Origin of the sequence: Bradyrhizobium sp. BWA-3-5 (assembly GCF_032917985.1) — a bacterium.
In the GTDB taxonomy this organism is placed as follows: domain Bacteria; phylum Pseudomonadota; class Alphaproteobacteria; order Rhizobiales; family Xanthobacteraceae; genus Bradyrhizobium.
In genome coordinates this window covers 262,620-287,146 of the sequence record NZ_CP136626.1, presented here as the reverse complement: position 1 = coordinate 287,146, position 24,527 = coordinate 262,620, and the positions used below count along the sequence as shown (strand labels likewise).

21 protein-coding genes, 1 tRNA gene and 1 riboswitch are annotated in these 24,527 nt (G+C 65.0%); of the genes, 11 read left to right on the top strand and 11 right to left on the bottom strand.

What is annotated here, in order from left to right; genetic code table 11:
• Window positions 1-10: 10 nt before the first annotated feature.
• On the top strand, window positions 11-679 hold the full coding sequence (locus RX331_RS01350; RefSeq protein WP_317254881.1) for a TRAP transporter small permease subunit: 669 nt from the start codon (window positions 11-13) through the stop codon (window positions 677-679).
• Window positions 676-2,427 (top strand): TRAP transporter large permease subunit, encoded by a 1,752-nt coding sequence (locus RX331_RS01345; protein ID WP_317254880.1) that lies wholly within the window; start codon window positions 676-678, stop codon window positions 2,425-2,427. Before RX331_RS01350 ends, RX331_RS01345 begins: the two co-directional genes overlap by 4 nt.
• Window positions 2,428-2,470: 43 nt before the next feature.
• On the opposite strand, the gene RX331_RS01340 is transcribed toward RX331_RS01345, so the two are convergent.
• Both RX331_RS01340 and RX331_RS01335 read right to left on the bottom strand, forming a co-directional pair.
• The gene (locus RX331_RS01340) at window positions 2,471-2,698 is read right to left on the bottom strand and encodes a hypothetical protein (RefSeq protein WP_317254879.1); all 228 of its coding nucleotides are present in this window, start codon (window positions 2,696-2,698) and stop codon (window positions 2,471-2,473) included.
• Window positions 2,699-2,942: 244 nt separating this feature from the next.
• Window positions 2,943-3,221, bottom strand: coding sequence for a hypothetical protein (locus RX331_RS01335; protein WP_317254878.1), 279 nt, complete (start codon window positions 3,219-3,221; stop codon window positions 2,943-2,945).
• A 206-nt stretch (window positions 3,222-3,427) separates the two neighbouring features.
• Here RX331_RS01335 and RX331_RS01330 point away from each other — a divergent pair, with 206 nt between their 5' ends.
• Window positions 3,428-4,480, top strand: coding sequence for a polysaccharide deacetylase family protein (locus RX331_RS01330; RefSeq protein WP_317254877.1), 1,053 nt, complete (start codon window positions 3,428-3,430; stop codon window positions 4,478-4,480).
• Between the two features lie 100 nt (window positions 4,481-4,580).
• Here RX331_RS01330 and RX331_RS01325 read toward each other — a convergent pair whose 3' ends face one another.
• The 6 genes from RX331_RS01325 to RX331_RS01300 form a co-directional block, all read right to left on the bottom strand.
• A complete protein-coding gene (locus RX331_RS01325; protein WP_317254876.1) occupies window positions 4,581-5,045 on the bottom strand; it encodes a hypothetical protein in 465 nt (154 codons plus the stop codon).
• A gap of 183 nt (window positions 5,046-5,228) precedes the next feature.
• Entirely contained in the window at window positions 5,229-6,755 is a 1,527-nt protein-coding gene (locus RX331_RS01320) for a hypothetical protein (protein WP_317254875.1), read from the bottom strand.
• Between the two features lie 138 nt (window positions 6,756-6,893).
• Window positions 6,894-6,969 (bottom strand) — tRNA-Thr (locus RX331_RS01315).
• Window positions 6,970-7,058: 89 nt separating this feature from the next.
• The gene (locus tag RX331_RS01310; RefSeq protein ID WP_317254874.1) at window positions 7,059-8,846 is read right to left on the bottom strand and encodes a heme biosynthesis HemY N-terminal domain-containing protein; all 1,788 of its coding nucleotides are present in this window, start codon (window positions 8,844-8,846) and stop codon (window positions 7,059-7,061) included.
• A gap of 25 nt (window positions 8,847-8,871) precedes the next feature.
• Complete coding sequence (locus RX331_RS01305; RefSeq protein ID WP_317254873.1) at window positions 8,872-10,083, bottom strand: hypothetical protein; 1,212 nt, start codon at window positions 10,081-10,083, stop codon at window positions 8,872-8,874.
• 109 nt (window positions 10,084-10,192) lie between these two features.
• Window positions 10,193-10,948: a uroporphyrinogen-III synthase gene (locus RX331_RS01300; RefSeq protein WP_317254872.1), complete on the bottom strand. Its 756-nt coding sequence runs from the start codon at window positions 10,946-10,948 to the stop codon at window positions 10,193-10,195.
• Between the two features lie 124 nt (window positions 10,949-11,072).
• Between RX331_RS01300 and tsaD the strand changes: the two genes are divergently transcribed.
• From tsaD to RX331_RS01285, 3 genes are all read left to right on the top strand, one after another.
• Window positions 11,073-12,146: a tRNA (adenosine(37)-N6)-threonylcarbamoyltransferase complex transferase subunit TsaD gene (gene tsaD, locus RX331_RS01295; RefSeq protein ID WP_317258354.1), complete on the top strand. Its 1,074-nt coding sequence runs from the start codon at window positions 11,073-11,075 to the stop codon at window positions 12,144-12,146.
• A 184-nt stretch (window positions 12,147-12,330) separates the two neighbouring features.
• Window positions 12,331-13,311 (top strand): NAD(P)H-dependent glycerol-3-phosphate dehydrogenase, encoded by a 981-nt coding sequence (locus RX331_RS01290; RefSeq protein WP_317254871.1) that lies wholly within the window; start codon window positions 12,331-12,333, stop codon window positions 13,309-13,311.
• 2 nt (window positions 13,312-13,313) lie between these two features.
• Window positions 13,314-13,727, top strand: a complete 414-nt coding sequence (locus tag RX331_RS01285) for an EVE domain-containing protein (protein ID WP_317258353.1) — start codon at window positions 13,314-13,316, stop codon at window positions 13,725-13,727.
• Between the two features lie 124 nt (window positions 13,728-13,851).
• Here RX331_RS01285 and RX331_RS01280 read toward each other — a convergent pair whose 3' ends face one another.
• Window positions 13,852-15,018, bottom strand: a complete 1,167-nt coding sequence (locus tag RX331_RS01280; protein ID WP_317254870.1) for a DNA topoisomerase IB — start codon at window positions 15,016-15,018, stop codon at window positions 13,852-13,854.
• Between the two features lie 368 nt (window positions 15,019-15,386).
• Between RX331_RS01280 and acs the strand changes: the two genes are divergently transcribed.
• Window positions 15,387-17,339 (top strand): acetate--CoA ligase, encoded by a 1,953-nt coding sequence (gene acs, locus RX331_RS01275; protein ID WP_317254869.1) that lies wholly within the window; start codon window positions 15,387-15,389, stop codon window positions 17,337-17,339.
• 402 nt (window positions 17,340-17,741) lie between these two features.
• Window positions 17,742-18,254, top strand: a complete 513-nt coding sequence (locus RX331_RS01270) for a L,D-transpeptidase (RefSeq protein WP_317254868.1) — start codon at window positions 17,742-17,744, stop codon at window positions 18,252-18,254.
• 46 nt (window positions 18,255-18,300) lie between these two features.
• Here the strand turns inward: RX331_RS01270 and RX331_RS01265 are convergent, their stop codons facing one another.
• Window positions 18,301-18,894, bottom strand: coding sequence for a thermonuclease family protein (locus tag RX331_RS01265; RefSeq protein WP_317258352.1), 594 nt, complete (start codon window positions 18,892-18,894; stop codon window positions 18,301-18,303).
• 72 nt (window positions 18,895-18,966) lie between these two features.
• Window positions 18,967-19,176 carry a DUF1674 domain-containing protein gene (locus RX331_RS01260; RefSeq protein WP_317254867.1) on the bottom strand — a complete coding sequence of 70 codons (210 nt, stop codon included), beginning with the start codon at window positions 19,174-19,176 and terminating at the stop codon, window positions 18,967-18,969.
• Window positions 19,177-19,336: 160 nt separating this feature from the next.
• Here RX331_RS01260 and RX331_RS01255 point away from each other — a divergent pair, with 160 nt between their 5' ends.
• From RX331_RS01255 to purH, 3 genes are all read left to right on the top strand, one after another.
• On the top strand, window positions 19,337-20,686 hold the full coding sequence (locus RX331_RS01255; RefSeq protein WP_317254866.1) for an RsmB/NOP family class I SAM-dependent RNA methyltransferase: 1,350 nt from the start codon (window positions 19,337-19,339) through the stop codon (window positions 20,684-20,686).
• 168 nt (window positions 20,687-20,854) lie between these two features.
• A complete protein-coding gene (locus tag RX331_RS01250; protein ID WP_317254865.1) occupies window positions 20,855-22,567 on the top strand; it encodes a heparinase II/III family protein in 1,713 nt (570 codons plus the stop codon).
• A 221-nt stretch (window positions 22,568-22,788) separates the two neighbouring features.
• Window positions 22,789-22,869, top strand: a riboswitch (ZMP/ZTP riboswitch).
• Window positions 22,870-22,892: 23 nt separating this feature from the next.
• Window positions 22,893-24,485 carry a bifunctional phosphoribosylaminoimidazolecarboxamide formyltransferase/IMP cyclohydrolase gene (gene purH / locus RX331_RS01245; protein WP_317254864.1) on the top strand — a complete coding sequence of 531 codons (1,593 nt, stop codon included), beginning with the start codon at window positions 22,893-22,895 and terminating at the stop codon, window positions 24,483-24,485.
• Window positions 24,486-24,527 lie beyond the last annotated feature (42 nt).

Below are 24,527 nucleotides of genomic sequence, written 5' to 3'. Positions count from 1 at the left end.
AGCGTATCACATGAGTGTCCAGAGTTTACTGCACACGATCGACGGCATCTCGACCTGGGTCGGCAAGGCAACCGCCTGGCTGATGATCCTCCTGATGAGCGTCGTCTGCATCGAAGTGTTCAAGCGCTATGCCGTGAACATGCCGACGGCATGGATCTTCGACGCCGAGAATATGATGTATGGGTCGCTGTTCATGCTGGCTGGCGCCTATACGCTGGCGCAGAACGCCCATGTCCGCGGCGACTTCCTGTATTCCTCGATGCGCCCGCGCACACAGGCCGCCCTCGACCTGGTTCTCTATTTCGTGTTCTTCATTCCGGGCATCGCCGCGCTGATCTATGCCGGCTACTTCTATGCCGCGGACTCCTGGGCCATTAACGAGCATTCCAACGTTACGGCGGAAGGCCCGCCGGTCTATCACTTCAAGACGGTAATTCCGATCGCGGGCGCGCTGATCATGCTGCAGGGGATCGCCGAGATCATCCGCTGCATCGTCTGCCTGAAGACCGGCGAATGGCCGAGCCGGCTTGCCGACGTCGCCGAGACCGACGTGATCGAAGAGCAGCTCGCGCACTCTGAATATGTCGACGAGGAATCGCGCAAGCTCGCCATCGAGGGCGCGCAGCGCATCGATGAAATCGCGCGGCAGCGCGGCATGGGCGGGGACCTGAACACATGAGCGATCCGGCACTCGGCCTGTTGATGCTGACGCTCATCGTCGTAGTGATCATGATGGGCTTCGCCACGGCCTTCACGCTGATGGGCCTTGGCATGTTCTTCGGCTTCATCGCCTTCTACGATCCGTCGCAAAGCTGGACGCACAACAAGGTGTTCGAGCTGATGGTTCAGCGCACCTACGGCGCGATGACAAACGACGTCCTGATCTCCATCCCGCTGTTCGTGCTGATGGGTTACGTGATGGAGCGCGGCGCGCTGGTCGACAAGATGTTCTATTCGATCCAGCTCGCCTTCCGCCGCCTTCCCGCTTCGCTCGCAGTCGCGACGCTGATCGTCTGCACCTTCTGGGGCATCGCTTCCGGGCTGGTCGGCGCGGTCGTCGTGCTGATGGGCGTGATCGCCTTCAACCCGATGCTACGCGCCGGCTATGACGTGAAGCTCGCCTCCGGCGTCATCACCGCGGGCGGCACGCTCGGCATCCTGATCCCGCCCTCTGTGATGATTATCGTCTACGCCGCGGTCGCCGGCCAGTCGGTGGTCAAGCTCTATGCGGCCGCGATGTTTCCCGGCTTCTTCCTCGCCTTCCTCTACCTCGTCTATGTGATCGGCTGGGCGATGATCAATCCGAAGATCGCGCCGCCCTTGCCGGAGGAGCAGACCCGCGTCCCCGTGCCGGAATGGATCAAGCGCTTCACGAACGTCTATTCGCCGAACATGTTCGTCGGCCTGTCCAAGGCGCTGGTCTCGCCGCAGAAGGCGAAGATGCTCGAGGTCGACGGCAAGCCGATGGGCTATGCCGCGATCGTCAAGCACTTCCTGATTTCGCTGGTGCCGTTGCTGACGCCCGCCGTCACGCTCGCTACGGTGTGGTGGTATGTGGTGATCCACCAGCAGGCCGGCGGCGCGGGCGAGGCGATCGAAGGTCTGCAGCAGCTCGGCAGCGCCGTCGAACCCAAGGAGCTGTCGCCGGCCGAAAAAGGGCCGGACACCCAGTTCTACATCTGGTTCGCGATATCGGCCGTCGTGCTCGCAGCATGGACGCTGCGCTCCTACCTGCGCATGGACGGCGAGCGCTTCGAAGTGCTCAAGCTCTTGACCTCCTCCGTGATGCCGCTCGGCATCCTCACGGTTGTCGTGCTCGGCGTGATCCTGTTCGGCGTCACGACCGCGACCGAGTCCGCCGGGGTCGGCGCGGCGGGCGCCTTCATCCTCGCTTTTCATGCCCGAACGCTCGACTGGAAACGAACCAAGGAAGCCGTGTTCCTGACTGCAAAGACCACCGCGATGGTGTGCTGGCTGTTCGTCGGAAGCGCGCTGTTCTCAGCGGTGTTCGCCATCCTCGGCGGTCAGGCGCTGCTGGAGAGCTGGGTGCTCTCGCTCAACATGACGCCCGTGCAGTTCATGATCCTGTCACAGGCGATCATCTTCATTCTTGGCTGGCCGCTGGAATGGACCGAGATCATCATCATCTTCGTGCCGATCTTCCTGCCGATGCTCAAGCATTTCGGCATCGACCCGGTCTTGTGGGGCGTACTGGTGTTCGTAAACCTGCAGGCGGCATTCCTATCGCCGCCGGTGGCGATGTCGGCGTTCTACCTCAAAGGCGTCGCGCCGAAGCATGTCACGCTGAACCAGATCTTCTCGGGCATGATGCCCTACATGCTGATCGTGATCCTGTGCATGGTGATCATGTATCTGTGGCCCGGCATGACGCTGTGGCTGCCGAACTATCTCTACGGCGGCGGTTAGCGCCACCGGGAGATCCTGCCGTCAGCTCTTACCGCAGAATATTTTACTGCCCGTGGCTCGCCAGCATCTGCTGGCAGCCCTTGCTGATCTTGGCGCGGTTCTGCTTCAGGCAGGCCAGCACGATCTGGTCGCCGTCCTGCATCTGGGCCCGGCAATAGCGCGAGACGTCACGCGAGCAGGCATCATGCCCCTTCTGCCGGTCCTGCGGCGTCTGAGCCGAAGCAACCGACGTGATCAAAACGAGGGGGAGGACGAAAAGTATCTTGGTCATTGGCTATGCCTTCGTGACTTGGAACCGAAATCAGGGCGTCTCTATAACGTTTTCGAGCGAGCGGGGTTACCCGTTTGCGTCAAGAAAACGTGTCGGAACGGCCAGCCAAGTACGAAAATCCGCCCCTGAGGCCATTGTGGCGTGAAAAATCGCCTTGTCGGGCGTAGAAAGCAGAAAACGCCTGCGCCGGATCGACGCAAGCGTTTCGAGAGCCTGGATTTGAGCGAGAGAGAGGCAGCGCTGCTTACTGCGCGGCGAGCTTGCCCTTCTGCGCGGCGAATTCGCGGTCCATCACGCTGCGGCAGCCCTGGCTCAGGTCGGAGCGGTGCTTGACCATGCACGCGGTGATCTTCGGAATATTGGGAATTTCCGAGCTGCAGAGGCGAAACGCGTCGCCGGTGCACTGCTGCTGGGCCTCAGAGGAGAAGGCGAAGCTCGCGGTCGAGGACACGGCGGCGAAACAGGTGGTCAAGGCCAGAACTAAGCTGACCTTGCGAACGGTATTTGAGAACACTGCGGTCATTGTCGGCTCCCTTTGGTCCAGCTCCGTGGACCGGCTGATGATGGTTGCACCATGCGCGAAACCGGGCGAACCGACTGTGACTGACGTCACTCGGCCATAAACCCTCATTTTCTTCGCCTAAGCGGGGCGTGTTCGCCAGACGTTAAGAGATTGTTGGCATTAATGGCCTGTTGTCTGTGTACCCCTGAGTATGTGGAAGAGTAGCGATGCGTAACGCGTTGGGCCTGATGCTGGCCAGTTTTGTGACGGCGGTTCTCATCACCGCCGTTTGGTTCTGGACTTCCTCGCCGCGCGCCGACGCGGCCCCGCCTCAAACCGTCGCCGCCCGTGTGGCCGAGCCGCTGCCGGCGCCCGCCGCCGCGAAGCCCGCGCCCAGGGACGACGTCGAGACCACCGCTGGCCTCTCGAAGCCAGCCCCCGCCCCTGCGCCCGCGCCCGCAGCGTTCCCCGCCCCGCTTCCGATGCGGCCCGCCGCAACCTGCGCCAATCCGGACGCGCTCGGCGTCAGCCGCGTCGTCGTGATCGACACGACCGGCGGCCCCGGCTTTGGCTTCCTGCAGTACAAGCAGTTCGACTTCCTGACCGACAAGGAAGTGGTGCTGACGTTCGACGATGGCCCGTGGCCGACCACGCCGGCGGTGCTGAAGGCGCTCGCCGATGAATGCACCAAGGGCCTGTTCTTCCCGGTCGGCAAGCACACCACCTATCATCCGGAAATTCTCAAGCAGGTCGCGGCCGCCGGCCACACCATCGGCTCGCACACCTGGTCGCACGCCCATCTCGACAGCAAGAAGATGACCGATCCGCAGATGCGCGAGGAGATCGAAAAGGGCTTTAGCGCGGTGAAGATGGCGCTGGGGACTGCGCCCGCGCCGTTCTTCCGCTTCCCCGGGCTCGGACACACGCAGGCGGCGCTGGGCTATCTCGCCTCGCGCAACATCTCGATGTTCTCGGTTGACGTCGATTCCAACGATTTCAAATCGTCCGGCCCCGACCAGGTGATCCAGAACGTCATGACCAAGCTCGACAAGCAGGGCAAGGGCGTGATCCTGATGCACGACCTGCAGAAGCACACCGCGCTGGCCCTGCCGACGCTGCTGCGCCGCCTGAAGGCCGGCGGCTACAAGGTCGTGCAGATGCGTGCCAAGGAGCAACTCGAAACGCTGCCCGAATATGACGCGATGCTGGTGAAGGACCAGAAGACGCCGGCGGTTGCCAGCCGTCCGATCAGCAGCGTGGTGCAGACGGTTTCGCAGTAAAGCATCGGCGGCGCCGCGGGCGCCGCCTCAAGCGAAATGCCCGGCGCAAAGGCCGGGCATGACGCAAACGCAGACAAAACGCTTACACTTACGCCTACGCTTACCAGTAGATTCCGTAGCGATGCAGCGCACTGATGATGCGCGCGAGCCGGAAGGGGCGGTGCGGCCTCATCATGCCCCGCCGGGACATCGACGCTGTTCTGCGCATCATGGGCCGTCCGCGCTCGGCTCTCGGCCGCTCGGCCATATTCTGCTCAACCCGCGCCGCAGGCCGGTACCTTCCAGCCCGGTATCTGCCGGCCCTGGGCGATTCCGCACTGGACGTTTCAGCTCTGGGCGTCTCGGTCCTCTGTGTTTCCGCCTTGGGCTCGACGATCGCCGGCCGCTCGGTATATTTCGGCGTTTCCGCCGCCTGAGGCGCTTCCGCCGTTCGCGGTGCGTCGATGGTTTTCGCGGGCGCCGGCGCGCTCTGCTTTTCAGCACCGGGCAGGGACAGGCTTCGGTCAGCACCGTGCGCGGTGGCGGAAGCCAGAACGAAGCCTGCAATCAAAATAATCTTACGCATGATGAGGTCTCCCCTTGAGTTGTCCGGAAGACTACGGATAGCGGCCGGTTTTTTATGTGCGCCAGGTCACGCAGCGCGGCGGTCGGGTCGACCGCCCAAACAAAGTATCGAAAACAACCCCATGCACAGTGGCCGGCAACGGCCGGCGTAGCGGGCGGTGACCGAACCTGATCTCATCAGGCTCTAGGACCGAGGCTGATCGGCGCGCCGCAAGATTTCGATTCCGTCAATGTTTTTCACGGGAATGTAGGGACTCAGCAGCGCGGAGAGTTCTGGATCGGCAGTGGCCCAACTACCCCAGTCGCTATTCTGGTTGTCTATCACAATGACGTCCGGCGGCTGCTTCCTGAAATCCTCGATCAGACCGGCGCGTTCGCGCGCCACATAGCCCGCGAGGCGGTCCGCCGCCGCCTGATCGATGATCCCGTCCCGCAGCGACTGGCGAACGACTTCCCGCACCCAAAGCGCCTGCTGACGCGAGACCCATGTCCCTCCAAGCTCGCGCACCATGGGATGACCGATGTCGTTCGCCGCGCTCAGCATCAGGATCTTCGGCCGCGGCCCTGTCCGCGTGACTTCCTGGCGGATGAACCGGGTGTCGGGACTCACGTTGAACCGGAGGCATGCGCCCAGGAAGATAAGCGCGACGAGCAACATCGCGCAAACGCGAAGCCGGCGCGATCCCGCCTCCGCATCGCGGCCGGCCGCGACCGCCCAACCTGCTGCCAGTAATCCGAGCGCGACCATCGGGTAGGCGTGATACCCCCATCCCTTGGCCTGCACGAAGAATGAGATCGCAAAGCCGAGCGATCCGGCCATCATCACCAGCACCGCAGTGTCCATTTTCTGCCGCCGGCTTTGCAATGTCAGCGTCGCCATGATCGTCAGCCACCACAGCGTTGCTGCTGACGTCCGCAGCAAGACGAGGAGCGGCAGGTTCGCCAACAGATAGACGTCGCGCACCAGCGGATAGATCAGCGTAAAATACTCCGGATAGAACGCGACGATGCAGAGGGCGTGGATCACGACCAAGACTGCGGCAATCCAGTTCTCCGGCGCGAACAGCACCCGCCAGTCTCGCGCTTGCGCGGCTGCCGTCAGAATGCAAAAGCCGGCTCCGAAGACAAAATACGGCTTGATGTTCATGGTTGTCGCCGCGCACAGGCCGGCGATCAGCATCGCCGACGGCGCAACCCGCTCTCGATTGGCGCGGAGGATGTAGACGGCAACCGCCGGCAGCAGCACCACCAGGGCCAAGTGTTCGCGCTGGCCGAAATCATACATCGGCACGATCGTCAGCACCGTGGCCGCCCACACGGCAAACGCACCACCGGCACGCTCGCGCAACGAGGAGAAAAGCAAGGCTCGCCATGTCAGCGCCAGCGACGCCGCGATCAATAGAAAGATCAGGCCGTTGGTCACGACCTCCGGCCGCATGCCAATCGCGCGCGCTACCACGACGCCGAGCATGTAGACCGAACCCGCCATCGGCGGATTGGTTTCGAGAATGTCGACATACAAGCGTTGGCCGTCGAGGATGCGCTCGCAGACGATCAGCCACCAGCTGATATCGACGTTAAAGGGGAGGATCCCTCGTAGCATGATCGCTGCCATGAAGACGGCGACGACGGCATGCAAAGGAGTCACGGTCCAGATGCCCTGACGGGCGGGCTTGTCCCCCGGGAGGCTCAGGCCGACGTCGAGCGACATGCAAAATCCTGCGGATTGAGGTGGTCCGCCAAGCTAGGATGGGGGCGTTAATAAGAGATTGCGCCCCTTGCGAGCGCGCACGCCGGCTGAAGCGCCGATCGGCATTTTGAGAGGTCAAATGCGAAGCTTGAAAAAGCGTGGTGCCGCAAACAGGACTCGAACCTGTGACCCCGTCATTACGAATGACGTGCTCTACCAACTGAGCTATTGCGGCGAACCGAAGCGGCATTCGCCGGTGAGCGAACGCCCGCACCTGATATCGGGGACGGCCCCGATTGGCAAGATAATCGCTGCCGCGGAACGCTAGCTGCCGCCCCAGCGTGACAAAAATCCACGCCAGCCGCCGGCCTGGGCCTTGGGCGGGCCGATTTGTTCCGCGAATTCGTCCAGCGGGCCGTCCTCGTCGACCCCGGGGTCGTCAGGGGCGCGAACCAGCGGAATGACGGCCGGAATCGGCGCCGGGACCGCCTTCGGAATGTCCCTGCGCGAGCGGAACAGGGGAGCCGGCTGCGGCGGGGCTGATTCGGCCGGCTTTGGCGGGATCGGCGTCGGCTCCGGAACGGGCTCGGGACAGGCGGCCTCGGTCGGGACCGGCTCGGGAGCTGTCGCTGCTGGGGGCGTGTTGTCCTGCGCGGCGGGTGCCGCCGGCGTGACCGGGGCCGCAGATGGTTCTGGCTCGACCGGAGCCATCGGCTCGGCCGCCGGCTCGTTCACGGGCTCGGGCGGCGCGATCACGACGGCGCGGCGCGGGGTCGCCAGCATGGCTTCCTCGAACGGCGAGGATTCGATCGCAGGTCCCTTGTCGGACGGCAGCGCCGCCACCGGCGTCTGCCACTGGAAGGCGTCGAGCCGCCCCGTTACCGGGGAGACCGGGCGCCAGCGATCGCTGACATAGCCATCCGCGGTCCACGCCGGATCGTGAGCTGCGCGCACCGCGCGCAAGGTCCAGGCGCGGGCCCGGCCACTATCGCCGTGCTCGGTGCGTTCGAGCTCGGCCATCAGAAGCGCGACGCGCTGCGTCGGCGCTGTGACGAACGGCTCCAGCGCCGCGCGCGCCTTGGCGAATTCGGAAGCGTCGATCGCGGCGCGCGCAATCGCCAGCGCGCCCTCGATATGGCCGGGTGTCTTCGCCGCGAGCGTCTCGACACGCACCAACCGCTGCCGCGCGGAATCCCCGAGCTTCACATGGGCGTAGGCGTCGGCAAGATCGGGATGCGGCTGCGCCTGCCATGCCGTCTCGACAAGGCGCATCGAACGACGCACCTGGTGCGCCTCGCTTTCGAACTTGCTGGCGAGCGCCGCGGCCGGCACCAGCGTCGGCGCCAGCTTAACCGCTTCCATCACGCTCTCGCGTGCCAAGTCGCGATCAACCTTTTCGAGCTCGAGCGCGCGCGCCGTCAGCAGCACGCCGCGCTGGCGGCGATAGGTCGGCTTGTCGATCAACCCGGCGGACTGATTGTTGTCGAGAATCTTCAGCGCGCCGACCCAGTCGCCCTTGGCGCAGCAGAAGCCGAGCACGGCATGCGAGGCCCATGACGAGGACGGCGACAATTTTAACGCCTCCTCGGCGAGCATCACGGCGGCGACCGGATCGTCGGCGCGCTGCGCTTCGATGAAGAGGCCGCGCAGGCCGAGCAGGCGCGTGTCCTCGCGCTCGGCCATGGCGCGGAAGGCGCGCTGCGCGCCGTCGCGGTCGCCGTCGAGCTGCGCCGATTGCGCGTGCAAGAGTAGCGCCAGCGGATCATGCGATGCATGTTTTCGCGCGGCGTCGGCGTGAAAGCGGGCGGCAGAGGAATCGCCGTGGCCGATCGCGAGCAGCCCTTGCGTGATCGCGTGCCGGCCGCGCGCCAGACGCCGTTCGCGCCGGTTGCGGCGGAGGCGCGCCGGGGTGCGCCAGAGACCGCGCAGGATCGCCCACACCATCATTGCCACGACGATGACGATGCCAAGCGCCAGCACAAATACCGGCAGCGTGGTCTGGACGCGATAGCCGCCCCACGACAGCACGACATCGCCGGTCTGTTCGGCAATCCAGGCGGCGCCCGCTGCGCCGAGCGCGATCAACAACAGAAAAAGAATGATTCGGATCATCGAAATCCCGGCGTTAATAAAATTCCTATTCCGACGGTTTGGCGAGCACGGCCATGGCCTCGCTCGCAAACTGACGGGAAGCAGCCAGCGCGGCGTCGCGCGCATCGGCCCGATCGAGCCAGCTCTGCACCGGCGCCCGATCTTCCAGCGACAACGTCTTCAATTCGCGCCGCGCTTCGTTGAAATCATTGCGCAGCGCCGCCGCAGTGATCCGCGCCACCACGGCGCCGCGATCGGTGCCGGCGGTATCGGTGCGCTCGATCTTGACGAGTTTGGCCGCGCCCGCCTGCAGGCGATCGACAATGCCGGTGCCGCTCGTGGCGGCCGCCTGCTGCTGCGCCGGCGTGAGTTTCGGCACCAGGGCCAAGAGCTCCGTGCTCAGCCTGTTCGCGTTCGGCACGCCCTTTTCCGCAAACGGCTCGAGCGGCTTCAGCGCATCCGGATTCGGTGCCAGCGATTTTGCCGTCGCAAGCGCGACTGGGTAGGGATCACCGACCCGCACCAGCACGTCAAGCAGCGCCGCGGCCAGCACGCGCCGCCACGGCATATCGTTCGCCGCCTTGGCATCGGCGCTTTGCGTGGCGGCGAGCTTGCTGCCTTGCTGCGCGATCTCGGCGCTTTGCGCGCGCAGCTGGTTCTCGACCTTGGCGATGCGCTCGGCGAACGCGGTGAGATCCGGCGACACCGCGCCATCAGCACGCGGCGCGGACCGCACCTCGCTGAGAGTGGACGCCAGCTTCTCACCTTGCGCGCGCATGGCCGCGAGTTCGCCGCGCAGCGTTGCCAGCGATTTTTCCAGAGCCTCGGTGCGCGGATCGGCAACGGCCTTGCCAGCCTTGGCTTCGAGCCCGGCGACACGCGCGGTCAGCCCATCGATGGCGGCGGCGTTTTGCTGTGCGGCCGGCGGCACGGTGACGGGCTGGATCGCAGGCCAGCCCAGCATCCAGCCGACGCCGATCACCAGCGCGGCCGCAACCGCGCCGGACACTGGCGCGACGACCCAGGGCGAGACCGGCCGCGATGGCGGCTCCGAAGCCGGCGGCACATCGGCAGGCGCGCCCGCAATCTCGGACGCAGGTTCAATCTCCGACGCAGGCTCGGCGGCCGGATCGGACGACGCCTCGACCACGCGCTTGGTTTCGCTCGACACCGCTTCGAGGTCGATGGTCGGCGGCTCGCGCTTCGGGCGGCCTGAATCGGGCGGCGATCCAGTGTCTTCGGGCCTGTTGTCGACCATCGCAGTGGTTCCCTTGAACGGTGAGATGCCGGAACTTAGCAGAATCGGGACGTGTTAGAGCATGAAGTGGCCGCGGCGGCACCGGTTTTCCGATAAGACGCTGGTAGACTTAAAGATTATTGCGAATTCGCCGTTGTAGCGCCCGCTCGAGCGCCTCGAACAGGGCATTTTCATCCGGCGATGCCGCCTCGGTCACCCGGCTTGCGCCGATATCCCGCAACACCGCGGCAACCGCCCCCGAGATGCAGCATTGCGGCAATGCCAGCGCCGAAATTTCGACGCCGGCAGCGCGCGCCGCCTCCACAAAGGCCCGCGCGCTGCGCCGTGAATAATGCAGCACCGCCTCGATCCTATCAGCGACAAAGGCGTCACATATTTCCCGTGGCAGGTTCGGGGCCGGCACCATCCGGTAGGTGGTGCGCGTCACCACGGTCAATCCCTTCTCGCCGAGTTCGCCGGCAAGGTCACGCGCGAGATCGGCACCTGCAAGGTACAATAGCGGGCTCGTCTTCTTCAGCCGTTTCGATTTCGCAGCTCCCAGCACCAGCTCGCGGAGCGCGCCGGCGTCCCCCGTCGAGACAATCACCTCGGAGAAACCGACCTCGCGCGCGGCGGCGGCGGTATGCTCGCCGACCGCAAACAGCGGCAGCTTGAGAAGCCGACTGTTCCCAAGCTGCGGGGCTGCGGCACGCAGCGCATTGGCGCTGGTGACGATGACGGCGCCATAATTCGTTTCCGCGTCGTCCTGGAACGCGACGGCTTCGAACCGCAGCATCGGTGCGCACAGCACCTCAAAGCCCCGCGCGCGCAAGGCGCCTGCGGTCTTAGCATCGTCCGGGCTTGGTCGCGTGACGAGGACGGCCATATGTCAGATCTCCGCCAAAACCATTCCGGCCCGATTGCACCTTGCGACCTCGTAGTGCTACGCGGTTACGGAAACGTTGTTTTTGCTGGTCGCGCAAGGGCTGAAATTGAGTAACGAAAAGCCGATGCTGGTGCTGGGTATCGAGACCACCTGCGATGAAACCGCAGCCGCGGTGGTCCAGCGCCTGCCCGACGGCAGCGGAAGAATTCTGTCGAATATCGTGCGCTCGCAGACGGAGGAACACGCCCGTTTCGGCGGCGTGGTGCCGGAGATCGCCGCGCGCGCCCATGTCGATCTGCTCGACGGCATCGTCGGCCGGGCGATGCAGGACGCCACGGTGGGTTTTGCAGAGCTGTCGGCGGTGGCGGCCGCCGCCGGCCCCGGCCTGATCGGTGGCGTCATCGTCGGCCTCACCACTGCGAAAGCCATCGCCATGGTGCACGATACGCCGCTGATCGCAGTCAATCATCTCGAAGCCCACGCGCTGACGCCGCGGCTGACCTGCGCGCTTGCCTTTCCGTATTGCCTGTTCCTTGCCTCCGGCGGCCACACCCAGATCGTCGCCGTGGTCGGTGTCGGCGAATATGTCCGGCTCGGCACCACCGTCGATGACGCGATGGGCGAAGCCTTCGACAAGGTCGCCAAAATGCTCTCGCTGCCATATCCGGGCGGTCCGGAGGTCGAGCGTGTCGCCGCCAGCGGCGATCCCCAGCGTTTCTCCTTTCCGCGGCCGATGCTCGGGCGTCCCGATGCGAATTTCTCGTTATCCGGATTGAAAACGGCGGTGCGCAACGAGGCCACCCGCATGATGCCGCTGGAGCCGCAGGACGTCAGCGATCTCTGCGCCAGCTTTCAGGCCGCGGTGCTGGAATCGACCGCGGACCGCCTGAGCGTCGGCTTACGATTGTTCCACGAACGGTTCGGCCCGCCCCGCGCGCTGGTCGCCGCCGGCGGCGTCGCCGCCAACCACGCCATCCGCGGCGCCCTGCAGGAGGTTGCCGCGAAGGCGCAGACCACGCTGATCATTCCGCCGCCAGCGCTCTGCACCGATAACGGCGCGATGATCGCCTGGGCCGGCGCGGAGCGGATGGCGCTCGGCCTGACCGACACGATGGACGCGCCGCCGCGGGCGCGCTGGCTGCTCGATGCCAACGCCAAGGCGCCGACCGGTTTTGCCAAAACGCGCGCGGGATTTTAGGTCATGCATGAGGTGATGCGCGGCTTTCTTTTCTTACCTCGCCCCGCTTGCGGGGAGAGGTCGGATTGCGCAGCAATCCGGGTGAGGGGTACCGCACTCACCACGGACTCGTCCGCGGATGCAGCCCCTCACCCCAACCCTCTCCCCGCAAGCGCGGGGCGAGGGAGCAGAGCCGAGGCTCCTGATGGCATCCTTTAGCAGTGTCGCGGTGATCGGTGCGGGGGCCTACGGCACCGCGCTCGCCTGCGCCGCCACCCGCGCCGGCCGCGAGGTCACGCTCTATGCGCGCAGCGTCGAGGCCGCCGCGCAGATTAAGGCGACGCGGCAAAATCCAAAACTGCCCGGCATCAGCCTTGACGCCAGCATCGACATCACCGCCGACACGGCCGCGGCGGCGCGCGCGGATATCATCCTGCTGGCAACGCCCGCGCAGCATTTGCGCGAGGCCGCAACCGCGCTGGCGTCACTGACAAAACCTGCGACGCCCGTCGTCGCCTGCGCCAAGGGCATCGAGCGCGGCACGCACAAATTCATGACCGAGGTGATCGCCGAGGCCATGCCTGACGCAACCCCTGCGATCCTGTCGGGGCCGAATTTCGCCGACGACGTCGCGCGCGGCCTGCCGACCGCCGTGACACTTGCCGCAAAGGATGAAGGACTGGCTGCAGATCTGGTGCAGGCACTGGGCTCGGCGACGTTCCGCCCCTATCACACCACGGATGTGCGCGGCGTCGAGATCGGCGGCGCGGCCAAAAACGTGCTGGCGATCGCCGCCGGCATTGTCGTCGGCCGCCAGCTCGGCGCTTCGGCGCTGGCGGCGCTGACGACGCGCGGCTTCAGCGAGCTGGCGCGTTTGGGACGCGCCTGCGGCGCGCGCAGCGAAACGCTGGTCGGCCTGTCGGGCCTCGGCGATGTCGTCCTGAGCTGTGCCAGCCCCCAATCGCGCAATTTCGCCTTCGGCATCGCGCTCGGCCGCGGCGAAGCGCCGAACCGCAACAAGCTGGCCGAGGGCGAATTCACCGCGCCGGTCCTGATTGAACTCGCGGCTTCGCAAAATGTCGATATGCCGGTATCAAAGGCGGTCGCGGCGATATTGAGCGGAAAGATCACAATCGACGCCGCGATCGAAGGCCTGCTGACGCGGCCGTTCAAGGCGGAGGAATGATGATGGCGTACTGGCTGGTGAAATCCGAGCCGTCGGTCTGGTCGTGGGATCAGCAGGTGGCCAAAGGCGCCAAGGGCGAAGCCTGGACCGGCGTGCGCAATTTCACCGCCCGGCAAAACCTCGTGGCCATGAAGAAGGGCGATAAGGCGTTTTTCTATCATTCCAATGAGGGCAAGGAGATCGTCGGCATCGCGGAAGTCATCAAGGAGGCCTATCCGGATCCTTCCGATAAGACCGGAAAGTTCGTCTGCGTCGACATCAAGGCCGACAGGCCCTTGAAGACGCCGGTGACGATGGCCGCGATCAAGGCCGACAAGAAGCTGGCGAATATGGCGCTGGTCAAATATTCGCGCCTGTCGGTGCAGCCGGTGACGGCGGACGAGTGGAAGATGGTCTGCAAGATGGGCGGGATGTAGTTCGCCCTTACTTCCCTTCTCCCCTTGTGGGAGAAGGTGGATCGCTGACGCGCAGCGACTGCGAGACGGATGAGGGGTCTGTCTCCGCGGAAAGAACCCCTCTCCCACAAGGAAGGAAGAAGGATCAGGCCGCCGCGGCCGTCACCACCTGCGCCAGCAGCGCCTCGCGCTTGGCTTGCGTGCGGTAGCCCTTCATCGTCGCGGCAAAACGCTCCAAGATGCCGTCCTCGAACGCGGTGACGATGGTGTCGTGGACGTAGCTCTTGCGGCAGATCGCCGGCGTGTTCGACAGCTCATCGGCGGCGGCGCGCACGGCGTCCAGCACCTGCTTCTTGCGGCCGCGGGCGCTCGCCGCCGGGGAAACCCGCGACAGCGATTCCAGCACGACGGCCGAGGCCATCAACGTGCGAAAATCCTTCAGCGATATCTTGATGCCGGCGATCTCGCGCAGGAACGCATTTACCGCCGTGGTCGAGGCGGCGCGCACGACGCCGGAACGATCATAGTACTGGAACATGCGCTTACCCGGCACGGTGCGCAAAATGCCGATGGCGCGCACCAGCTTGGCGGCGTCGCATTCCTTGCGCACGGCCTTGCCGCCTTTGGCCTTGAAGGTCAGCACGAAGCAATCGTCTTCCAGCGTGACGTTGGACTTCAGCATCGTGGTGGCGCCGCGGGTGCCGTTGAGGCGGGCGTAGGATTCATTACCCGGACGAATCGCGGTGCGCGCGATCAGTTCGATCACCGCCGAGAGCGCGAACTCGCGCGTCGGCTCGTCGCCGGAAAGAAACGCCGACACCTTGCGGCGGATCTTCGGCAGCGCGCCGACCAGCCGCGCCAGGCGATGCGCCTTGCGCTGCTCGCGGACCTTTTCCCAATCGGCGTGGTAGCGATATTGCAGCCGCCCCACCGCATCGATGCCGACCGCCTGCAAATGCGAGTTCGGATCGGCCGAGTAGCGCACGTCGCGATAGGCCGGCGGCACCGCCATCGAATGCAGGCGGCGAATGGTGCCGGCATGACGAATCTGCGTGCCGTTGGCGCGATGGAATGAATAGCCCTTGCCGCGCTTCACGCGGCGGATCGTCAGCCCGTTCTGGTCGCCGAGCTTGAGGCCAAGCTCTTGCGCGAGTTCCTCGACGGAGGTTTTGGCGACGATGTGCGGCTTTGCCGCGACCTTGCGGGGGTCCTTGACCGGTTCCTTCGGCAATTGCCCCAGCGCTTGCGCCAGTGCCATGGCGGGATCGGCGGAAACGGGCCGCGTAGCCTCGAAATTCTGCTGATCCATCATGACTGTTGTCGCCTTACTCCGCCTGTTTTGCCGGTAATGCCTTTTCTTGTGGCTTGGTTCCGGGAGGCCCGGCCCCGGGGAGGCCATTTAGGGTGTAACGAAGCGCTTTGCGAGTCCCGATTCCGTCATTGATGGTTATAAGATACCTTTCATGGGTGCCATTCCGGCGATAACGTTGATTTGGACCCTGCGCCGGCTCCGGAAAATTTTAGCGATCTTGATCCCTGACAAGGTCGAGGGCCGGCGGACCGACCAAGGTTGCAAACGTTCCGCCTTGTCCGGGTATCGCCCCGCGACGCATAATCGCTGCAACAATTCAGGACGACTTGCGGCCGCCTCGACATGGGGCCGCAATGAGGGAGGGAAGCATGTCCGAGAAGATCTACGACGTATCTGCCGATTGGGCCAAGCGCGCCTATGTCGATGACGCCAAGTACCGCGAAATGTATGCCCGCTCGGTCTCGGACCCCAGCGGCTTCTGGGCCGAACAGGCCAAGCGCCTCGACTGGATCAAGGCGCCGCACAAGATCGAGAACGTCTCCTTTGCTCCCGGCAACATCTCGATCAAGTGGTTCGAGGACGGCGTCCTGAACGCGGCCTGGAACTGCATCGACCGCCACCTCGAGAAGCGCGGCAACCAGACCGCGATCATCTGGGAGGGCGACGACCCCTCGCAATCCAAGCACATCACCTACCGCCAGCTGCACGACGAAGTCTGCAAGATGGCCAACATCCTGCGCACGCGGAACGTCAAGAAGGGCGATCGCGTCACCATCTATCTGCCGATGATCCCGGAAGCGGCCTATGCGATGCTGGCCTGCGCGCGGATCGGCGCGATCCATTCCGTGGTGTTCGCCGGCTTTTCGCCCGACAGTCTTGCCCAGCGCATCACCGACTGCCAGTCCAAGGTCATCATCACCGCCGACGAAGGCCTGCGCGGCGGCAGGAAGGTGCCGCTGAAAGCCAATGTCGATGCCGCGATCGCGAAAACCGGCGGCGTCGACTGGGTCGTGGTGGTGAAGCGCACCGGCGCCGCCGTCGACATGAATCCGTCGCGCGACTTCTGGTACCACGAAGCAGCCGCAATGGTGACGACGGATTGCCCCGCCGAGCACATGCACGCGGAAGATCCGCTCTTCATTCTGTATACGTCAGGCTCCACCGGCCAGCCCAAGGGCGTGCTGCACACCACCGGCGGCTATCTCGTGTTTGCGTCGATGACGCATCAATACGTCTTCGACTATCATGACGGCGACATCTATTGGTGCACCGCCGACGTCGGCTGGGTCACCGGCCACAGCTACATTCTTTACGGACCGCTGGCGAACGGCGCCACCACGCTGATGTTCGAGGGCGTGCCGAATTATCCGGACAATTCGCGGTTCTGGAACGTCATCGACAAGCACAACGTCAACATCTTCTACACCGCGCCGACCGCGATCCGCGCATTGATGCAGGGCGGCGACGAGCCGGTGAAGAAGACCTCGCGCAAATCTCTTAAGCTGCTCGGCACGGTCGGCGAGCCGATCAATCCGGAAGCGTGGGAGTGGTATTACCGCGTGGTCGGCGAGGAGCGTTGCCCAATCGTCGACACCTGGTGGCAGACCGAGACCGGCGGCATTTTGATCACGCCGCTGCCGGGCGCGACCAAGCTCAAGCCGGGTTCGGCGACGCGGCCGTTCTTCGGCGTGGTGCCGGAGATCGTCGATGCCGAGGGCAACGTGCTGCAGGGCGAGACCACCGGCAATCTCTGCCTCGCCAAATCCTGGCCGGGAATGATGCGCACGGTCTATGGTGACCACGCACGTTTCGAACAGACTTATTTTTCGACCTACAAGGGCAAGTATTTCACCGGCGACGGCTGCCGGCGAGATGCCGATGGCTATTACTGGATCACCGGCCGCGTCGACGACGTCATCAACGTCTCGGGCCACCGCATGGGCACCGCCGAGGTCGAAAGCTCGCTGGTCGCGCATGCCAAGGTGTCGGAAGCCGCCGTGGTCGGCTATCCCCATGACATCAAGGGCCAGGGCATCTACGCCTATGTCACGCTGATGGCCGGCACCGAGCCTACGGAAGAGCTGCGGAAAGAACTGGTCGCCTGGGTGCGCAAGGACATCGGCCCGATCGCCTCCCCCGACCAGATCCAGTTCGCGCCGGGACTGCCCAAGACCCGCTCCGGCAAGATCATGCGCCGCATCCTGCGCAAGATCGCCGAGGACGAGCCGTCCAGCCTCGGTGACACCTCGACGCTGGCCGATCCCGCCGTGGTCGACGACCTCGTGCAGAACCGGCAGAACAAGAAGGGGGCGCCGGCGTAACGGCTGGCGCAAAGCCGGGCGAGACAAATCGCATCCGGCGTGCGGATCGTTCCCGTTCCTTGTCGTGATGTCCGGGCTTGTCCCGGGCATTCTCGTCTTCGTCTTTCCACGTCAGGAATACGGATGGCTGGGACGAGCCATCGCGTAGGTCAGCCTTCCTCACGCATTTGTCAGTGGCGAATCTGCCTTCGTGGCTATTTCGCGGCGATGTGTTGTTTTCCGGTCATTTACTTTATTTTCAACATTTCCTTTGTTCCGCCCCAGCGAAACCAGTCTCGACGCCGGGTTGAAACCGCCCGGTCAGTGCACGCGACTAAAGTAGGCGTGGAGGAGACAGCGGGCCGGCAGGCCTGAAAGGACTTTTGAGAGCCCCTGAGCGGGGCAGGCAGAGTGGAGCTGGGCATGTTGAAGAGGATTGCGGTGGCGCTCGCCGCCACCATGGGTGTGGGCTTCGTAATGTCGTCGGCCGCGCAGGCGCGGCCGGACCTGGTCGGGCTCCACGGCGATTACGCGCCGGGCACGATCGTGGTGAAGACGGGCGAGCGCCGTCTCTATCTCATTCTCGAATCCGGCCGCGCGATGCGCTACCCCGTCGGCGTCGGCAAGGCCGGCAAGCAGTGGTCGGGCACCACCAAGATCGACGGCAAATATCTCAATCCGGCCTGGTCGCCGCCGAGTGAAGTCAAGCGCGACAAGCCCGAGATGCCCGACGTCATCCCCGGCGGCTCGCCCCGCAACCCGATGGGCGTCGCGGCGATGACGCTGGCCGGCGGCGAGTACGCCATTCACGGCACCAACGTCCCGAGTTCGGTCGGCGGCTTCGTCTCCTATGGCTGCATCCGCATGCTCAATGACGACATCTCCGATCTCTACCAGCGCGTCTCGGTCGGAACGACGGTGACCGTCACACGCTGATCATCGGACTGGATTGAATACCGAGCCGCGCCATCGCGCGGCTCTTTCATTTCGGCGGCGGCTGGGCCGCGGTCGCGCACCAACCGTTACGGTGACCCCCGCTATAGCTGCGGACATAACCTGCAGCGAGCAATGCGGCCGAAACATTTCCGGTGCTCCGCGTTGCGACATCAGCGACGACACGGCCGGCATATTTGTCCGGACCGATGTTGAAGATCGCGACGCCGCCTTCACCGAGCAATGCGCGCAAGCCAGCCATCGCGGCTTCTGCCATCTGCAATTCCTGTGCGCACGCCGCCTTTAGTTCCGGCGCATCTATGCCACGCAGGCGAACGCGCGTGTTGAGATCCAGACCTGGCTCCAGATGAACCCGCGCCTCAAACGTATCGCCATCAATGGTTCTGACGACATCGACGAGAAAGCGATGATCTGTGCTACCGGCGCGTTTCCAGATCATCTCGGCATCGCGCGCCGACTGGCTGTCGACAGTACGCGACCACGGCCAGTTGACCCACTGTCGTAGCGGCAGATTGGTCGCCGCCACAACGCAAGCGACGAACACCCACGGCAGCGCCGCCGAAATTAAGCGGCGCCCTGAACCGCGGCGCCGATACGTGTTGATTCGCTCAAAGGAGGGCATATGCCCGACTAAGAGCTGAGTCGGGTCATCCGGCAAGGGGCCGACAAGCCTCCGCCGCTTCAAAAATATGCGTCAGAAGTCCGATGCGATCCCGTTCCGCTCCCAATCGCCGTAACGGGTCGGTTCCGGGCCCTTCGGACCCGAAAACTCCTTCTGCAGCGTGGCGGCGTTGGCTTCGGCGGCCTTGCGGCGCGCCTCGGCCTCGGCGAGCGCGCGTTCTGCCGCGGGCGTCAGCTTCTTGCGGTCCGCGACGGACGCGGGAGACGAGGAATTGTCGGTCATCACAACTCTCCCATAGCACGGGACAGGCGCACAGATGACATCACATTCAAGAAATTGTCTGTGGCGATTCTTACATTTGGCATATTCGCATGTCACACGGATTGTTCATTTTCCATGGCATGAGCCGAAACCTTTCCGCCTTCCGAGACATTCCTGCTTCATGCCACCTTCAAGATTCGCAGTACCTTCTGAAGTGCCCGGCCTCGCTGCGCGGCGGATTGCGGCCGACATCCTCGACGGGGTGCTGCACAAGCATCGCACCCTCGACGATCAGCTCGACGGCGCGGGCGCCCATCCCGGACTGAAGGCGCTCGCTGACCGCGACCGCGCGTTGATGCGCCGCCTGGTGGCAACGATCTTGCGGCGACTCGGCACGCTCGGCCATTTGCTGTCGCGCCTGCTCGACCGCGGCATCCCGACGGACGCGCCACGGGCACAGAGCGCGCTGCTGATCGGTGCCGCACAGATCCTCTGGATGGACGTGCCTGATCATGCCGCCGTCGATCTTTCGGTGCGCCTCGTGCAGTCCGACCGGCGCGCCGCCAAATATGCCGGCCTCGTCAACGCCGTGCTGCGGCGCTGCGCCCGCGAGGGACAGCCGCTGATCGAGGAAGTCAAATCGCAGACGCTGGACATTCCGCCCTGGCTGCTGACGCGCTGGATCGGCGCCTATGGCGAGGCCACCGCGCGCGAGATGGCGCGCGCGATCGGCAACGAGCCCTCGCTCGACATCACCGTGAAATCGGACGCGCCGCAATGGGCGAGCCGCCTGCACGGCGAAACCTTGCCGACCGGCACCGTGCGCACGTTGCTGCAGGGCTCGGTGACGATGCTGCCCGGTTTCTCGGAAGGCCAGTGGTGGGTGCAGGATGCTGCCGCGGCGCTGCCGGCGCGGCTGTTCGGCGACGTCGCCGGCAAATCCATCGTCGATCTCTGTGCCGCGCCGGGCGGCAAGACCGCGCAACTGGCCCAGGCCGGCGCGCGCGTCACCGCGGTCGACCGCTCGCCGGTACGCATGGCGCGGCTGCGCGATAATCTGGCGCGGCTTTCGCTGCAGGCCGATGACGTCGTCACCGATGCCGCCGAATGGCCCGGCGCAGGCAATGGCGGTTACGACGGCGTGCTGGTGGATGCGCCCTGCACCTCCACCGGCACCATCCGCCGTCACCCCGACGTCGCCTGGCTGCGTCAGGAAGCCGACATCGCGGCGCTCTCGGCGCTGCAGAAGCGGCTGCTGCAGAAGGCAGCCGCCCTGCTCAAACCGGGCGGAACGCTGGTTTATTGCACCTGTTCGCTGGAGCCGGAGGAAGGCGAGCAGGCGGTCGCCGCCCTGCTGGCGTCGGAGGCCGGCGTGCGCCGCGCCCCGATCAGGGCGGACGAGGTCGCGGGTTTGAGCGAAATCCTCACCACATCAGGCGATTTGCGGACCCTGCCCTGCCATTTGCCCCATTCCGACCCCCGGCTCGGCGGTCTGGATGGATTTTACGCGGCGCGCTTGATTAAGTCCTAGATCGTGATTTTCAGCCTGAATCGTCCGCACTTCGGGTGATTCGTCGCTTTTCAAGATGGTGTCTTACCGGCGTTTCCGGATTAAAAGGATTCGCCAGAATACCCCCTCCCTCCCTTACCAAGGCACGGCGTGTCGGTCGCTCAACGCAGACGCATCTCGACGCTTATCATGAGCCGCTCGGCGCGGACCGTGATCGCGCGCGCCACCGGGGCGACGGTGGCGGTGTCGCGGCTGTGGCCGGGCCGCGCCGACCGGCTGATCATCGCCCCGCATGACCTGCGTACCGCCGACGCCACCCGCGCCGCCGAAATCTATGCCGGCCGCTTCGTGTTCGCCGGCAAGATCGTGACCTGCCATGGCCGCTCGATCTTCGATCTCGAACCCCCGTCGGAAGACTGGGAAGTCGCCCTGCTCGGCTTCGGCTGGCTGCGCCATCTGCGCGCCGCCGATACCGCGCTGACCCGCGCCAATGCGCGCTCGTTGGTCGACGACTGGATTTCGAATCCGGCGCGCAAGCGGCCGCTCGAGCGCCGTCCCGACGTGCTGGCACGCCGCGTGATCTCGCTATTGTCACAGGCGCCGCTTGTGCTCGGCGACACCGACGGAAAATTCTATCGCAAATATCTGCGCGGGCTGACCCGCGAGATCCGGTATCTGCGCTATGCGATGGTCGACATCGTCGACGGCGTGCCGCGGCTGCAGGTCTTGATCGCGCTGTGCTACGCCTCGCTGTGTCTTGCCAACCAGGCGCGTCACATCCGCGCCGCCACGCGGCGGCTGTCCGACGAATTGCAGCGCCAGATCCTGCCCGACGGCGGGCACATCTCGCGCAATCCCGGCGCGCTGGTCGAGTTGCTCAGCGATCTCTTGCCGCTGCGCCAGACCTTTGCCGCCCGCAACATCGCGCCACCGCCGGCGCTGCTTAACGCGATCGACCGCATGATGCCGATGCTGCGCTTCTTCCGTCACGGCGACGGCAGCTTTGCGCTGTTCAACGGCATGAGCAACGCGCCTTCGGACCTGGTGGCGACGCTGCTCGCCTATGACGACACCCACGGCGTGCCAATGGCGAACATGCCGCATACCGGCTTCCAGCGCCTCGATGCCGGCGCCACCACCGTCATCATCGATACCGGCCCGCCGCCGCCGCCGAATGTCAGCCAGGAGGCGCACGCCGGCTGCCTCTCGTTCGAACTGTCGTCGGCCGCAAGCCGCATCGTCGTCAATTGCGGCATGCCCTCGACCGGCCGCGACAATTGGCGGACCTTTGCGCGCAGTACGATGGCGCATTCGACGTTGACCTATCACGACACGTCCTCGTGCCAGTTCGTCGAACTGTCGGCGATGAAGCGCCTGCTGCAGGGCGCGCCAATCGTCAGCGGGCCTTCCAAGGTGGAAAGCTATCGCGAGGCGGTGGCCGACGGCGATCTCTTGACCACCTCGCATGACGGCTATGTCGCGCGCTTCGGTATCCAACATCGAAGGGTGCTGATGATCGCGCAGGACGGCGGACGGCTCGATGGCGAGGACACGGTGACGCCGGCGCCGGGCGCCCGCGCCAAGGGCGACACCGATTTTGCCCTGCGCTTTCACCTGCATCCTGCAGTGAAGGCGAGCCGCCTCAGCGACGGGCGCGGCGTCATGCTGGTATTGCCGAACCGCGACGTCTGGACCTTCGAGGCGCTCGACGACAAGGTCGACCTCGAGGACAGCGTGTTTCTGGCCGGCAATGACGGCCCGCGACGCACAGCCCAGATCGTGATCCGGCAGGATTCCCGCCAGGCCTCCTCGGTCCGCTGGAGCTTTGTCCGCTCGACCACATCGGCCGCCGGCACCAACGCTCGCCGTAGCGCCCGCCGTGAGCCGGAACTGCCGCTCTAGCACGGCGCTGGCCGTTGGCGTTCCCCGGACGCCGCGCACCGCGACAGCGGTGCGGAGCTGAGCCGGGGTCGATGCCGGCCATAGGTCGCGGCTCTGCGTCGCGTCACTGCGTGCCGCGCCGCGTCCGGGACACGAGACCTGGGAGCCGCGAATGGCGTCATTGCGAGCCAAGCGAAGCAATCTGCCCCCATTGTGAACCCCTCCAAAAGCTGCTAACCAGCCCGCGCTCGCGCGACTGGCGACTTTGGATGGAGCACCATCGGGAAGCGCGGGAATGATCGCCGCGCGCCTGGGCATAAGTATCCCCTGACAAAGGACCTTGCCCATGACTGATACGACCCGCCGTGTTACCCGCGCCCTGCTCTCCGTTTCCGACAAGACCGGCCTGATCGAATTCGCCAAAGCGCTCGCTGGCCATGGTGTCGAGCTCGTCTCCACCGGAGGTACCGCGAAGGCGATCGCGGCCGCCGGCCTTGCGGTCAAGGACGTCTCCGAGCTGACCGGCTTTCCCGAGATGATGGACGGAAGGGTCAAGACGCTGCACCCGAAAGTCCATGGCGGCCTGCTCGCGATCCGCGACAACAAGGAACATGCGCAGGCGATGAAGGCGCACGGCATCGCGCCGATCGACTTGCTCGTCGTCAACCTCTATCCGTTCGAGGCGACCGTCGACAAAGGCGCCGGTTACGAAGACTGCGTCGAGAATATCGACATCGGCGGTCCGGCGATGATCCGCGCCGCCGCGAAGAACCACGACGATGTCGCCGTCGTCGTCGAGGCGCAGGACTATCAGGCCGTGCTCGACGAGCTCGCTACCAACAAGGGCGCGACCACCCTGGCGCTGCGCCGCCGCCTTGCCGCCAAGGCCTATGCCCGCACCGCGGCCTATGATGCCGCGATCTCGAACTGGTTCGCCGCGCAAAACGAGACCGACGCGCCGGATTTTCGCGCCTTCGGCGGCCGGCTGATCCAGTCGCTGCGCTATGGCGAGAACCCGCACCAGAAGGCGGCGTTCTACGCCACGCCCGACAAGCGGCCCGGCGTCTCCACCGCGCGACAGTTGCAGGGCAAGGAGCTCTCCTACAACAACATCAACGACACCGATGCGGCCTATGAATGCATCGGCGAGTTCGACCCGAAGCGCACCGCGGCCTGCGTGATCGTCAAGCACGCCAACCCCTGCGGCGTCGCCGAAGGGCCCGACCTGATTACCGCCTATCGCCGCGCGCTGGCCTGCGACTCCACCTCGGCTTTCGGCGGCATCGTCGCGCTCAACCGCACCCTCGATGCGGAATCGGCCCGCGCCATGACCGAGATCTTCACCGAAGTCATCATCGCGCCTGATGCCACGGAAGAAGCGATCGCGATCGTCGGCGCGCGGAAGAATTTGCGGCTGCTATTGGCCGGCGGATTGCCCGATCCGCGCACCGCGGGCCTCACGGCAAAGACCGTTGCCGGCGGCCTTCTCGTGCAGAGCCGCGACAATGCCGTGATCGACGACATGAACCTGAAGGTCGCAACCAGGCGCGCGCCGACCGATGCCGAACTGCGCGATCTCAAATTCGCCTTCCGCGTCGCCAAGCACGTCAAATCGAACACCATCATCTACGCCAAGGACCTTGCGACCGTCGGCATCGGCGCGGGCCAGATGAGCCGAGTCGATTCCGCGCGTATTGCTGCACGCAAGGCGCTCGATGCCGCGGCGGAGCTCAAGCTCGTCGAGACGCTGACCAAGGGTTCGGTGGTGGCGTCCGACGCGTTCTTCCCGTTCGCCGACGGCATGCTGGCCTGCATCGAAGCCGGCGCCACCGCCGTGATCCAGCCCGGCGGCTCGGTGCGCGACGATGAAGTGATCAAGGCCGCCGACGACCACGGCATCGCCATGGTGTTCACGGGCGTCCGGCATTTCAGGCATTGACTTTGTCGTCCCTGCGAACGCAGGGACCCATAGCCACAGGAT